Annotated in this window: 13 protein-coding genes; 10 read left to right on the top strand and 3 right to left on the bottom strand. The window is 36.6% G+C overall.

Going from position 1 to position 14,059, the window contains the following annotated elements; genetic code table 11:
- Positions 1-334: 334 nt before the first annotated feature.
- The 5 genes from metG (at position 335) to ACEN3Z_RS10155 (ending at position 5,030) form a co-directional block, all read left to right on the top strand.
- Positions 335-2,368: a methionine--tRNA ligase gene (metG, locus tag ACEN3Z_RS10135; RefSeq protein WP_407090760.1), complete on the top strand. Its 2,034-nt coding sequence runs from the start codon at positions 335-337 to the stop codon at positions 2,366-2,368.
- Positions 2,369-2,465: 97 nt separating this feature from the next.
- On the top strand, positions 2,466-3,260 hold the full coding sequence (locus tag ACEN3Z_RS10140; RefSeq protein ID WP_407090761.1) for a TatD family hydrolase: 795 nt from the start codon (positions 2,466-2,468) through the stop codon (positions 3,258-3,260).
- Positions 3,250-3,837, top strand: coding sequence for a ribonuclease M5 (rnmV, locus tag ACEN3Z_RS10145; RefSeq protein ID WP_407090762.1), 588 nt, complete (start codon positions 3,250-3,252; stop codon positions 3,835-3,837). The genes ACEN3Z_RS10140 and rnmV overlap by 11 nt, the downstream gene beginning before the upstream one ends.
- The gene (rsmA, locus tag ACEN3Z_RS10150) at positions 3,824-4,705 is read left to right on the top strand and encodes a 16S rRNA (adenine(1518)-N(6)/adenine(1519)-N(6))-dimethyltransferase RsmA (protein ID WP_407090763.1); all 882 of its coding nucleotides are present in this window, start codon (positions 3,824-3,826) and stop codon (positions 4,703-4,705) included. Before rnmV ends, rsmA begins: the two co-directional genes overlap by 14 nt.
- A gap of 91 nt (positions 4,706-4,796) precedes the next feature.
- Positions 4,797-5,030: a Veg family protein gene (locus ACEN3Z_RS10155; RefSeq protein WP_407090764.1), complete on the top strand. Its 234-nt coding sequence runs from the start codon at positions 4,797-4,799 to the stop codon at positions 5,028-5,030.
- Between the two features lie 140 nt (positions 5,031-5,170).
- Here the strand turns inward: ACEN3Z_RS10155 and ACEN3Z_RS10160 are convergent, their stop codons facing one another.
- Complete coding sequence (locus ACEN3Z_RS10160; protein WP_407090765.1) at positions 5,171-6,127, bottom strand: L-lactate dehydrogenase; 957 nt, start codon at positions 6,125-6,127, stop codon at positions 5,171-5,173.
- 172 nt (positions 6,128-6,299) lie between these two features.
- On the opposite strand from ACEN3Z_RS10160, the gene pth reads away from it, so the two are divergent.
- The 5 genes from pth (at position 6,300) to ACEN3Z_RS10185 (ending at position 11,836) form a co-directional block, all read left to right on the top strand.
- Entirely contained in the window at positions 6,300-6,863 is a 564-nt protein-coding gene (pth, locus tag ACEN3Z_RS10165; protein ID WP_407090766.1) for an aminoacyl-tRNA hydrolase, read from the top strand.
- A gap of 106 nt (positions 6,864-6,969) precedes the next feature.
- Positions 6,970-10,506 (top strand): transcription-repair coupling factor, encoded by a 3,537-nt coding sequence (mfd, locus tag ACEN3Z_RS10170; protein ID WP_407090767.1) that lies wholly within the window; start codon positions 6,970-6,972, stop codon positions 10,504-10,506.
- Between the two features lie 2 nt (positions 10,507-10,508).
- Positions 10,509-10,769 carry an RNA-binding S4 domain-containing protein gene (locus ACEN3Z_RS10175; RefSeq protein WP_407090768.1) on the top strand — a complete coding sequence of 87 codons (261 nt, stop codon included), beginning with the start codon at positions 10,509-10,511 and terminating at the stop codon, positions 10,767-10,769.
- A 94-nt stretch (positions 10,770-10,863) separates the two neighbouring features.
- Positions 10,864-11,268 carry an FtsB family cell division protein gene (locus tag ACEN3Z_RS10180; protein ID WP_407090769.1) on the top strand — a complete coding sequence of 135 codons (405 nt, stop codon included), beginning with the start codon at positions 10,864-10,866 and terminating at the stop codon, positions 11,266-11,268.
- A 49-nt stretch (positions 11,269-11,317) separates the two neighbouring features.
- A complete protein-coding gene (locus ACEN3Z_RS10185) occupies positions 11,318-11,836 on the top strand; it encodes a S1 domain-containing RNA-binding protein (protein WP_407090770.1) in 519 nt (172 codons plus the stop codon).
- A 142-nt stretch (positions 11,837-11,978) separates the two neighbouring features.
- Here ACEN3Z_RS10185 and ACEN3Z_RS10190 read toward each other — a convergent pair whose 3' ends face one another.
- Together ACEN3Z_RS10190 and ACEN3Z_RS10195 are read right to left on the bottom strand one after the other, a co-directional pair.
- Complete coding sequence (locus ACEN3Z_RS10190; protein WP_407090771.1) at positions 11,979-13,034, bottom strand: sensor histidine kinase; 1,056 nt, start codon at positions 13,032-13,034, stop codon at positions 11,979-11,981.
- Complete coding sequence (locus tag ACEN3Z_RS10195) at positions 13,031-13,705, bottom strand: response regulator transcription factor (RefSeq protein WP_407090772.1); 675 nt, start codon at positions 13,703-13,705, stop codon at positions 13,031-13,033. Before ACEN3Z_RS10195 ends, ACEN3Z_RS10190 begins: the two co-directional genes overlap by 4 nt.
- Positions 13,706-14,059: the final 354 nt, after the last annotated feature.

The following is a 14,059-nucleotide window of genomic DNA, read 5'->3' on the forward strand; positions in this document are numbered from 1 at the left end:
GCCAAGTGAATTCTCCTTTTAGTAATGTATGGTAACTTTATTATATAGGAATTCACTGGCTTTTGTGTACATACAAAAAAAGGTGTCAGTGAGATTTCTCTCACCAACACCAAAAATTCAAGAACCAATTTTTCTAGGCAAACTCACACCACACCGTGATGCTATATGGCTTAGGCTATAAGAAAGTACGCCACACCGGGATGTCATTTGTCTTAGAATGTGACAGACATTCACTCGCTAATAAAATCCGCTATCAATTTTCAATGTATAAAGCATAACAAGTGTGAGTATGCTATAATGTATTAAAATTATATTATGTAGGAGGCACTCATTCGTGACCGAACAAACAAAACCAACTTTTTATATTACAACGCCAATATATTACCCAAGTGGTAAATTACATATTGGTAATGCCTATTCAACATTAGCCTGCGACGCTATGGCTCGATATAAACGATTAATGGACTATGATGTTTACTTCTTAACAGGAACAGATGAACACGGCCAAAAAATCGAAACTAAAGCAGAAGAATTAGGTATTAAACCGCAAGCCTATGTAGATGGAATGGCAGAATCAATTAAAGAATTATGGAAATCATTAGAGATTACAAATGACGGTTTTATTCGTACAACTGAAGAACGTCATAAGAAAGCGATTCAAACAATCTTTGAACGTTTACTTGAACAAGGAGACATTTATCTAGGTGAATACTCAGGTTGGTACTCAGTGAGTGACGAAGAATACTTTACTGAAAGCCAATTATCAGAAGTTTACCGTGATGAAGACGGGAATGTCATTGGTGGAGTCGCACCATCTGGACACGAAGTAGAATTAGTTAAAGAAGAATCTTATTTTTTTAAACTAAGTAAATATGCTGAACGTTTAGAAGCATATTACGATGCCCATCCTGAATTCTTACAACCAGCATTCCGTAAGACTGAAATGGTTAATAACTTTATTAAACCAGGTTTAGAAGATTTAGCTGTATCAAGAACGTCATTTTCTTGGGGAATCCCAGTAAAATCGGATCCTAAACACGTCGTTTACGTATGGATTGATGCATTATCTAACTATATTACTGCCCTAGGTTACGGAAATGATGACGATAGTCTCTTCAAACATTTCTGGCCGGCAGATGTGCACGTGATTGGTAAAGATATTTCTCGTTTCCACATGATTTATTGGCCAATTTTATTAATGGCATTAGATATTCCTTTACCGAAGCAAATTTTTGCTCACGGTTGGCTATTAATGAAAGACGGAAAAATGTCTAAATCTAAAGGAAATGTTATTTACCCTGATACACTAATTGAACGTTATGGCTTAGATGCTACGCGTTTCTACTTATTAAGAGAAATGACGCAAGGAAATGATACGGTCTTTACACCAGAAGATTTCGTTAACCATATTAACTTTGAATTAGCGAATGATTTAGGAAACTTATTAAATCGTACAATTGCGATGATGAATAAGTATTTTGATGGCCAAATCCCAACTGATTTATCAACCTTTGAAAATACTGAATTCGATGCTTCCATTGAAGTATTTATCGAAAAAGAAATCGCAGATTACCATGCAGCCATGGAACGTTTAGATTTTCACTCGGCTTTAAATAATGTGATGGCAATCGTATCTCGTACGAATAAATATATTGATGAGACAATGCCTTGGACTTTGGCAAAAGAAGAAGAAAGCCGAGCTCAATTAGCATCTGTTATGTATCATTTAGCAGATTCATTACGAATTGTGGCACATTTATTACGCCCAATTATGCCAAATTCGCCTGCGCAAATCTTTGAACAACTCGGTATGCCTTCAGAAATAGACCGTTTGTTGTCAAACCTTGCACTAAAACAAGTGCCTGAGATTACAACAGTGATTAAAAAAGGTGTGCCAATCTTCCCAAGATTAGATACTGAAGAAGAAATTAAGTTAATCCAAGAAGCAATGAGTAGCAAAGGCAACAATGAATCAACTGGTAAAGTTGATGATGAAGACTGGGATCCAGAATCAGTGGAATTAGTCTATGATGAAACTGAATCAGTAGAGTTTACGGACTTCATTAAAACAGAAATGAAAGTGGCTGAAGTTATCGATGCTGCACCAGTAGATGGGTCTAATAAGTTACTTAGATTCCGCTTAGACGCTGGGGATAAAGGACATCGTCAAATCTTATCTGGAATTGCGAAATACTATCCAGATAACGAAGCTTTAATTGGTAAAAAGGTCCTAGTTGTAGCGAACCTGAAACCACGTAAGATGATGGGATATATCAGTCAAGGTATGATTCTTTCATCTGAATCAGATGGCAAATTAACATTACTATTTGCTGATCCAGAAGCAGCAAACGGAAGTTTAATCGGATAATTTATATATATAAAACCTTAGTCTCGTTTATTGATTGAGATTAAGGTTTTATTCAGTTATTCTTTATAAGAGACTCTAACAAGGAAGGTAAGATATTTTGAAGTTATTTGATACCCACACGCATTTGAACGCCAATCAATTTGAAGGCATTGAATCAGAAATTATCCAACAAGCTAAAGATAATGATGTAGAATATATGGCGGTTGTTGGCTTTGATGAGAAGACCATTGAGAAGAGTTTATTACTCAGCCAAGAGAATGAACACATTATTAGTGTTATCGGTTGGCATCCAACAGAAGCGTCACGTTACAATCAAATCATCGAAAAGCAACTCGAAGAAAAACTCGTAGCACCAAAAGTTCAAATGTTAGGTGAAATTGGGCTTGATTACTATTGGCCAAATTCTACTAAAAAAGATCAACACCGAGTATTTAGACGTTTAATTGCGATGGCAAAGGAACATAATTTACCAATCACTATTCATAACCGAGATGCAACGGATGATGTTTATAAAATTTTAAAAGAAGAAGGTATTCCTAAAACAGGTGGTATCATGCATTCATATGGTGAAAGCAAGGAAGACGTATATAAATTCCTAGATTTAGGAATGCATATTAGCTTTAGTGGTGTACTAACTTTCAAAAAGACAGAAGACGTACGTGAAGCGGCTAAAGTTGTTCCAAATGACCGACTTTTAGTTGAGACAGATGCACCATACTTAGCTCCGGTACCGAAACGAGGTAAACGCAACGAACCTGCCTATGTTCGCTATGTGGCAGAAGTTCTCGCGCAAGTGAAAGACATGCCACTAGATGAAATTGCGACCTTAACAACGAATAATGCCTTTGAATTGTTTAATTGGTATCCAGAAACGAAGCAAAATGAAAAATAATAAACAAGCCAATACGCCGCAAGAAGTCATTATTGTTGAAGGGCGAGATGATACGAAGAGATTAATCGAAGCATTCGGTAAAACTGTTCAGACAATTGAAACGAATGGCTCAGCTATTAATCAAGCAACACTCGAAGAAATTAGAGCAGCCCATGAAAAGTTAGGGGCTATTGTCTTTACGGATCCTGACTTTCAAGGAGAGCGTATCCGACGAATTATAGAACAAGCGATCCCTAGCGTTAAACACGCGTATATTAAGCCAGAAGAGGCGAATGCAGGAAAGCGAGGAAAGAGTTTAGGTGTTGAACATGCGACCAGAGAAAGCATTATAAAAGCACTTGAAGCTGTTATGACACCGAATAGTGTCGAACCGGTATTTATTCACAAAGCAGAATTAATGCGACTCAAACTCATTGGTCACCCCGAAGCAAAAGTCCGTCGAGAATATATATCAAATCATTACCATCTTGGACACATTAATGGTAAACAATTACAGAAAAAGCTAGCAATGTATCAGATTACTTTAGAAGAATTAACAAATCAATTGAAAGCAGGTGAACAAAATGGAAACATCTAAACGATTAATTGCCACACCCACAAGAACTGCCGAAATCATGAATCAATACGATATAAAGATGAAGAAGAGTTTAGGACAAAACTTCTTAGTTGAGCCATCTATCTTAGACAAAATGATTCAAACATCTGATATTACCAAAAATACAACGGTCATCGAGATTGGTCCAGGAATTGGGGCACTAACTGAATTCTTAGCCCTATCTGCCAAAGAGGTCATTGCCTTTGAAATTGATCCCCGTTTTGTAAAAATATTAAGTAACACACTATCTGAATATGAGAATGTAAAAGTTGTACATGAGGATATCTTAAAAGTGAATTTTAATGATCTAGAATTCGATTATTTAAAAGATGCAGAAGATTTAATCGTTGTTGCTAATTTACCTTATTACATCACAACGCCGATTATTATGCACTTATTGGACACAGATTTGCCTTTCAACCGTTTAGCAATGATGATGCAAAAAGAAGTGGCAGAACGAATGACTGCGGAAGTAGGAACGAAAGCTTACAATTCATTGACGATTGCCATCCAGAATAAAATGGAAGCTACTATTTCCTTTATTGTCCCAAAAAGTGTCTTCATTCCAAAACCTAATGTTGATTCAGCCGTTTTAATGTTGAGACGCCGCGAGAAAGCATTAGTTGAAGTAGAGAATCCAAGAGAGTTTGAGAAGTTCATTCAAATGGCTTTTACACAACGGCGTAAAACAATTTGGAATAATGTCAGAAATTATTATCAAAATGGAGAAGCGGACCAAACTAAATTAGCCGCAGGCTTTGAACAAGCTGAAATCGATCCCAAGCGTCGTGCCGAAACACTAACAGTATATGAATTCGAAGAATTATTTAATAAATTAAGTGAAATTTAATTAAAAATTCGCTTGTCACTATTCAAGAGTTGTGGTATCATTGACTTTTTTAATCACAACGTGCTATAATGTGACGGTGAGGTGATTGGGAATGCCAAATGAATTATCAGAGATAAAGACTTATTTGGAAGATCGTGTTGGTGAAGAGATTAGTGTGACTGTTCAATTGGGACGTAAAAAGAAAAAAGAACGTAAAGGTGTCCTAAAAGAAACATATCGTTCAGTCTTCATTGTAGATTTGAATCAAGACGAAAATGATTTTGATCGCATAAGTTACAGCTACCGTGATATATTAACGAATACAATTGAATTAGAATTCAAGTAGCCTTATATATACTGATAAATACCTTAGCTATTCGCACTCAGAACGAATAGTAAGGTATTTTTTAGTTATATGAGCAAATAAATAGCCAGACCGTTGAAGTAGTTTTATCTTCTTGGGTCTGGTTTTTATTTTGTGAATTTTTATTCTTCTAAGTTAGCAAAACTTTCATTAATGATATCACGTAAAGTATTTGCAGAATGGTTCATACGATCTTGTTCTAATTCATTTAAAGGAATTTCAACAGTAGAGATAATACCTTTTCGACCTATCACCGCAGGCACTCCGATATAAACGTCCTCTTGACCATATTCACCATCTAAATATGCAGAAACAGGGTAGATAGAATGTGTATTATCTAGGATAGCACGACAGATGGCAGTTAAGGAAGCAGCAATTCCATAATATGTTGCTCCTTTGCGTTTTATGATTTCATAAGCAGCATCACGAACTTTAAAGAATACATTGGCTAAAGCTTCCTCATCTGTTCCAGGATGACCTTTAATCCATTCGTAAATTTGTAAGCCACCAATATTAGCATGAGACCAAACAGGAAATTCCGTATCACCATGTTCACCAAGAATATATCCATGAACATTACGAGCATCAACATCCACTAATGAAGCAATTTCTTGACGGAAACGAGCGGTATCTAAAGACGTTCCTGAACCTATGACACGCTCTTTAGGGAAGCCACTGAATTTCCATGTTGCATAAGTCAGAATATCTACGGGGTTTGTCGCTACTAGAAAGATACCATCGAAACCAGATGCAACAACTTCTCCAACGATAGATTTAAAGATTTTTAAGTTCTTATTAACTAAGTCTAAACGAGTTTCACCCGGTTTTTGGGCAGCTCCCGCAGTGATGACAACAATATCAGCATCGTGACAATCAGAATATTGGGCTGAATAGATTGTTTTAGTTGAATGGTAAGCTAAGGCACTCGATAAGTCCATCGCATCTCCAACAGTTCTATCTGTATCGATATCAATAATACCTAATTCTCGTCCAACACCTTGAAGAGTTAATGAGAATGCAAAACTTGAACCGACCGCGCCGTCGCCTATTAAAATAATATTATCTAATGTTTCTGTCATAATAAAAATCCCCTTTCATTATGTGTTCAGTATATCACAATTAAAACCTATGACTCAATACTAATTATAGTTTAAACGTTTCCAAATTGAAAATAATTCAAACTCAGGATTTATAAGTAGGTTTGTGATATACTACCGAAGAGATTTTATTAAGAAATGATAGGTGATAAAAGTGAAGTTAATATTAGGTTTAGGCAATCCTGGTAGCAAATATAACGGCAGCCGTCACAATATTGGCTTTGATGCCATTGACGAGATTTTGAGACGTCATCATTTAGAAATGACCGAACAAAAATTCAGATCAGACTATACAATTTGGCATCGAAATGGGGAAAGAGTTTTGCTAATGAAACCTTTCACATATATGAATCTTTCTGGAGAAGCATTACTACCAATAATGAGTTATTATGGTGTTGATATTGATGATATATTAGTTATTCATGATGATTTAGACTTGGATCCTGGCCGTGTTCGTTTCCGTAAAAAAGGCAGTTCAGGTGGGCAAAATGGAATTAAAAGTATCATCGATATGCTAGGTACGAACGAATTCAAACGTGCTAAAATCGGTATCGGTCGTCCTCAAGGCGGTTGGAAAGTAGTCGATCACGTATTGGCACGATTTACAGCAGAAGATCGCATTGCTGTCGATGAAGCGGTTGATCAAACTGTCGATGCTATTGAAGCTTGGCTTGATGGCAAGGATTTCCAGCACGTTATGAGTGAATATAATAAGTAAGATATGGTAGAATAAGATTACTATAGATATATGGATTAAAGGGGGTCAGTTACTGAGCCCCTAAATCCGTATTTATTCTTTTAAAAGAAAGGAGCAGACATAAAGAATGACAACAATGTATAAACAACCTTTTAGTCCAATCATCAATCAAATTAACAATTCAACGGATACAGATGCCAAACTCATTACTGGCTTGGACGATAGTGCGCGTTCTATATTTATTGCTCAACAATATTTGAACCAACCTCAACAATATTTAGTGATTGAACCAAGACATAAACAACAAAATGAATTATTCGAAGATCTAGTAAGTTTATTACCAGATGTTCCCGTTTTGTTATTCCCTAATGAAGAGTCATTAGCCGTGATGTATTCAATTTCTTCGATGGATAATACTGCTGAGCGTGTTAAAGCATTAAACGCATTAACTAGCGGAGAACCTTGTATCATTGTCGCATCTTCAGGTGCTTTACGCATGAGACTCACACCAGTGGAACGTTGGAAAGACGCTGTATTTCCGATGGAAATAGGGATGGATATTGAAAGAGAAGATTTAGAAAAGCTATTTAATCAATATGGCTATCGCCGTGAAGGAATGGTCCAATCCCCAGGTGAATATAGTGTTCGCGGGAGTATCGTTGACTTCTATCCTTTAAATGCAGAGCAACCCGTCCGATTAGACTTTTTTGATACGGAATTAGATTCTATTCGACTGTTCAATGCAGAAACGCAAGAATCGATGGAGAATATTGAACAGACTGAGTTTTACCCCGCACAAGATGTCATATTTACACCCCATGATCAAAGAGAAATTTTAGATAAATTAAAGAAACATTTAGATAAACATCTGAAGAAAATAGAAGACGAAGAATTAAAAATGCAATTGAAATCTGTTCAAACGGAGCAATTTACATTATTGGAACAAGGTGAGCCTTTAAAGTATGCCAATGCCTACTTAGGTTTCTGGGATAAAGAGGGCACGTCGCTCATTGATTACTTACAAGATGATGCACGCTTAATCGTCATGGAGTTGGGACGAATTCAACAGAATGAATTTCAAGCCATTGAACAAGATCAGTTTTGGATCGAACAAGAAATCAGTAAAGGACAGCTTTTGCCAGGGGTCTCTATTCAATTAGAAGCCTATGAAGAAATTCGCCAAGCGAATAGCCAAGTAGCGGTCCAATATTTCTCACTAATGCAAGGTGGTTTAGCAAATATTCGCTTTTCAGATGTCTTTGCTTTTCAATATCGAAGCATGAATCAGTTCTTCCATCAAATGCCTTTAATTAAAGCAGAGATGGAACAATGGTTGAAGCAAGAGAAATTAATTCAAGTGACCGTGTCAACGAATAAAGATGCGGTTAAAGCGCTGAATTTATTCGAAGAATATAATATTCATCCAACGGTTATCCAAGAGGGAGACGAGCCTCAAACGGGTGCCATCAATATCGTGACGACTTCTTTAGCCAAAGGGTTTGAATTACCGAATGAAAACTGGGTTGTCGTGACAGAACTTGAATTATTCAATCAATTAAGACGTAAAAAAGCAACGCCACAAGGTTTATCAAACTCAGAGCGAATTAAGAGTTATAACGAGTTAGATGTTGGCGATTACGTTGTCCACTTAAGTCATGGTATTGGACGTTACGTCGGGATTGAAACGATGGAAATAAGTGGCGTTCATAAAGATTTAGTTGCGATTGAATATGAAGATAATGCGCGTGTCTTACTCCCAGTTGAGAATATTAACCAACTACAAAAATACGTCGCGTCAGAATCAAAACAACCGAGACTAAACAAATTAGGCGGAAGTGAATGGAAGAAAACCGTTAGAAAAGTTCAAGCGAAAGTTGAAGACATTGCTGACGAACTCATCGCCTTATATGCAGAACGTGAAAAACGAAAAGGCTATCCATTTACTCCGGATACCCCAGAGCAAAAAGAATTCGAAAACGCCTTTCCTTATGTTGAAACGGCGGACCAATTAAGAAGTACAAAAGAAATTAAAAAAGATATGGAAAAAGATAAACCGATGGATCGTTTACTTGTAGGAGACGTTGGTTACGGTAAGACCGAAGTAGCGATTCGAGCAATTTTTAAAGCTGTCATGGACGGGAAACAAGTTGCCTTCTTAGTACCAACAACAATTCTAGCTCAACAACATTTCAACTCGATTCAAGAGCGGTTTAGTGATTGGCCGTTTGAGATAGGTATGTTAAGCCGATTTGTCTCGCGAGCAGAGCAGACTAAGAATATTAAAAAGATTAAATCAGGCGAGTTATCCATTATCGTCGGAACTCACCGTCTACTTTCAAAAGATATTGAATTTAACGATTTAGGGCTATTAATTGTCGATGAAGAACAACGATTTGGTGTGAAACATAAAGAGAGACTAAAACAATTGAAAGCCGATGTGGACGTATTAACATTAACAGCGACACCGATTCCAAGAACATTACATATGTCGATGATTGGTGTGCGAGATTTATCACTAATTGAAACACCACCACAAAACCGATTTCCTGTACAAACTTATGTAATGGAATTGAATGCAGGTGTTGTAAAAACAGGGATTGAACGTGAGTTAGCTCGTGGTGGGCAAGTCTTTTACTTGCATAACCGTGTCGCAACTATTCATCAAAAGGCTGAAGAAATTTCGAATCTCGTACCAGATGCGAGAGTGGCTGTCGCTCATGGGCAATTATCAGAAGTAGAATTAGAACGTGTCTTAGTCGACTTTATTGGTGGAGAATATGATGTCCTAGTAACAACAACCATCATAGAAACAGGGGTAGATATACCGAACGCAAACACCCTATTTGTTGAAAATGCGGACCATATGGGCTTATCAACCTTGTATCAGCTTAGAGGACGTGTCGGTCGTACACACCGTTTAGCCTACGCTTATTTAATGTATGAGCCATTTAAACAACTCAATGAGATTAGTGAGAAGCGTTTAAACGCGATTCGTGAATTTACTGAATTAGGCTCAGGCTTTAAGATTGCTATGCGAGATTTATCGATTCGAGGGGCAGGAGACTTACTTGGTAAGCAACAATCGGGTTTCATCGATTCTGTCGGATACGACCTGTATACACAAATGCTTAAAGAAGCAGTGGATGCTCGTCAAGGCAATAGCGCGAAAACCTTTGGTGAATCGACTTCATTTGAATGGCAAGTCAATATTGATGCCTATATTCCGGGTGAGTATATTGATGACGATATTCAAAAAATCGGTGTCTACAAATCCATTCAAAACATTAGTTCAGAAGAAGACTATCGTAGTTTGCAAGATGAGTTGATTGACCGCTTTGGCGAATTCCCAGATGAAGTTTCAGACTTATTAGATATTGCTTTAATTAAACATTACAGTATTGAAGCAGGTATCCTATCATTTACACGTAAGCGTCAAGAAGTCATTGCCACGTTTAATGAAGAAGCCACGAAGCATCTTCAAGGAGCGAACATATTCCAAGCTTTACAAAATGTCCAGCTGCAAGCTAAAGTACAAATCAATAAAAATAAATTAGAAGTCAGCTTAAATGTATATAATAAAGATAATGATCAGTGGCTATCTGCGTTGATTAATTTCACAAAAGATACGGCTGATGTCTTAAATCAAGTAACACAGGAGGTGTAAAGATGCGTCTAGACAAATTTTTGAAAGTCTCTCGTTTAATTAAACGTCGAACTGTTGCTAAAGAAGTAGCAGACCAAGGACGGATTACAATTAATGGTAACATTGCTAAATCAAGTTCAGCAGTTGCAGTCGGAGATGAGTTAACGATTCGTTTCGGGAATCGACTCATGACCGTTGAAGTTAATGAATTGCAAGAATCAACTAAAAAAGAAGATGCTCAAAATATGTACAAAATCATTTCGGAAGAACGATTAGAGCAGTAAAATTTAATCGAATCAGTTCACTAAATTTTATCAATTAGATTGGATATTTGAGGGAAATACTGTTATACTCGGATATGAATAAGGGGTGAAACGCGTGCAACAATCGAAAACAAATAATCATAGAAAAAATGAGAAAATTGTGTATCTTCCGAATCAATGGGGACAACATCGGAATGTATCTGCTGACCCCGCTGAAGTAAACAACAAACCTAAGAAAGCATTCAAAATGCAAACATTAGGTGTTCTAGCAATAGGTATTATCGGAGTAACACTAGCCGCTGTCCCTCTCGTGCAAGCATATCTGGAATCAGATGCGTTAACACAAGAGTTAGCTATTGCAAAAGAACTGGAAAAGGAAGCAATGCAAGAGAACATTCAGGCACAAGAAGAGTATAAACATATGCAAGATCCTGAATACCTCGCAGATGTTGCAAGACGTGACTATTATTATAGTAAACCAGGTGAAATTATTTTTGATTTAGAAGATAATCAAGAATAATCCCTTACTCATTACAATAGATAGAAAATCAAGGAGGAAATTGTAATTAATGTCAGTTGAAGTAGGTCAAAAAGTTTCAGGTAAAGTCACAGGTATAACAAACTTTGGTGCATTTGTTTCATTACCAGAAAATAAATCAGGACTCGTTCATATTAGTGAAGTTTCAGATGGATTTGTCAAAGATATTAACGATATCTTATCAGTAGGCGATGAAGTCACAGTTAAAGTTCTTAAAATCACCCCAGATGGAAAGACTAACTTGTCAATTCGTAAAGCGAATGAGCAAGCACAACCAGATCAAGCAGCTACAAGACCTGCACCTTCACACGATAAAAAACCGAGTGATCATAAAGGGCAAAGTCACAGTAATAAAGGGAGCTATAGCAAACCAAACCACAGTTCAAATAGCAGACCACAACAAAGTAGAAGCAACAACAGTAACAATAGTGGTGGGAATGACTTCGATTCATTAATGAACCAATTCCTAAAAGATAGTGAAGATAACTTATCATCTTTACGTCGTAATACAGAAGGTAAACGCGGTGGTCGTGGAGGCCGTCGTAACTAATTCACTTTTTAATTTAACAAGAGCGGACACCATTGCAATATGGTGCCCGCTCTTTTACTGTAAACAGATTCATGCGTGATATCCTTAAGAGGAAGAATCAAATGACCTTTCATTTGAAAAGAATAGGATACTCATGAATTACTTATTTAATATGTTCAATTTTCTTATGTGGTAATATAATGATGACTTTCGTTCCATCACCAAGTTCGCTTTGATATTCGATAGTTCCTTCGTGGATATCAATAATACGTTTAACAATCGCTAAACCAAGCCCATTACCTGAGCTAAAGCGACTACCGTCCACTTGGAAGAAACGCTCAAAAATAATATTTAACTTCTTTGAAGGAATACCAATCCCCGTATCTTCGATAATAATTTCAACCGAATCTTTTGAGTCTTTTAGATGCACGATGATTTGTCCATCCTGCTCACTGTACTTGATTGCATTATCTAATAGATTGATCCAAACTTGATTCAATAAATCTTCATTGGCATAGAGCACGGTTGAATCTAAGTCGATCGTCATCGTCAAGTTTTTCTCCTCCCATTGGTTGTGGAGGCTTAAAATACTTTCACGGATTTGTTCGTCTAAACGATAAGGTTTTCTTTCAATTGAAATAGACTGATTATCAAGTTTTGATAATTTTAATATATTATCTGATAAACCAGAAAGTTGTTTAGTTGCAACGATGATTCGATGCTGATAAGATTCCCGCTCACTTGCGGACAAATCAGGAGACTGTAAAAGCTGTGCATACCCTTGTATCGAAGATAAAGGGGTTTTGAACTCATGTGAGATTACGGATGTAAAGTCACTTTGTAAACGTTGAATACCACTTAATTCGTTGACCATTAAATTAAAAGAATGATACAATTCCGATACTTCAGCAATCCGTTCGTTTTCATCCAATTGCACTGAAAAGTCACTTTCTATCACTTTGGTCATCGCTTTCTTAAGTTTGATAATTGGATTTAGAATTTGGATCATAACAATTCCAGATATCACTAAACCAATTACACTACTAAAGATGATAGGGATGACCCAAGAAAGTTTAGGAGACCCCTCCAAACTTGGCAATAGGGCAAACTCTTCCAAAACTAAGATTATAATAATTAATACAGCAGCGAAAACAATCGTAAGTATTAAAGTTACAAATGAAAAGTAGATCCATAAGCGTGATTCAAGCCACTTTTTCATTGTGTTACATCTGCCTTATAGCCTAGTCCACGAATGGTCATAATCTTAAAGTCTTCATTATCAGAGAAACGATCACGTAATCGTTTGATATGTACATCAATGGTACGTTCATCTGTTTGAGTATCTAATCCCCAAATTTGATCCATTAATTGTTGACGGGTAAAAATCTTATCCGGATAGGATAACAGTTTTTGCAAGAGTAAAAACTCTTTTTGTGGCAGTGATGAAACATCGTCGCCAGTAGTAACTGAGAAGTTATCTTGGTTCAAAGTTGTGTCTCCAATAATTAAATGGCGACTGTTCGCTATCTTAGAACGGCGAAGTAAAGCTTCAACTCTCAGTACCATTTCTTTAACATCAATAGGTTTAACCATATAATCATCGACGCCGATTCTAAAGCCGAGTTTCTTATCTTCATAATCATCTTTGGCTGAGATAACTAGAATAGGGACTTCGTCTCCGATTTGACGCATGGATTCTGCAAATTCATAGCCATCCATTTCTGGCATCATAATATCAGTTATAATTAAATCAACATATTCTTTATCTAAATAATCTAGAGCAAGGACACCGTTACCAACTGTTTTAACGTCATAATCCGCATGTTCTAAGACAGATTGGAACATATTTGCTAATTCCAAATCATCTTCTATAATTAAAATTTTAGTCATTTGAATTCCTCCTATATATTAGACTTAATCTAGCATGGATGTATTAACTATTTGTGAAGCAATCTGAATAATTGCTAGAGCGTGAGAAAAAAGTTTGATGATTTCAGAAATATTTTCAATCGACGTTGGATGCATTGGATTGTCACGTCTGTGTTTAGGGTGTATAATGAATGGCTTTCCATCCTGCTTGAGATGCACCTAGAAAATCGTTAGTATAACTTATCTCCCCTGAATAATTCATAGTTTTACTAATAGTCTTTCCTAACATTGATTTAATAGTCTTTAAAGTAATCTGCTTCATCACCCATTAGGTGATGAAAAAAGACCCCCTTTCTGATATGGTTAATTCACCAC

It is taken from the genome of Ruoffia sp. FAM 26254 (assembly GCF_045528545.1).
GTDB lineage: Bacteria > Bacillota > Bacilli > Lactobacillales > Aerococcaceae > Ruoffia > Ruoffia halotolerans.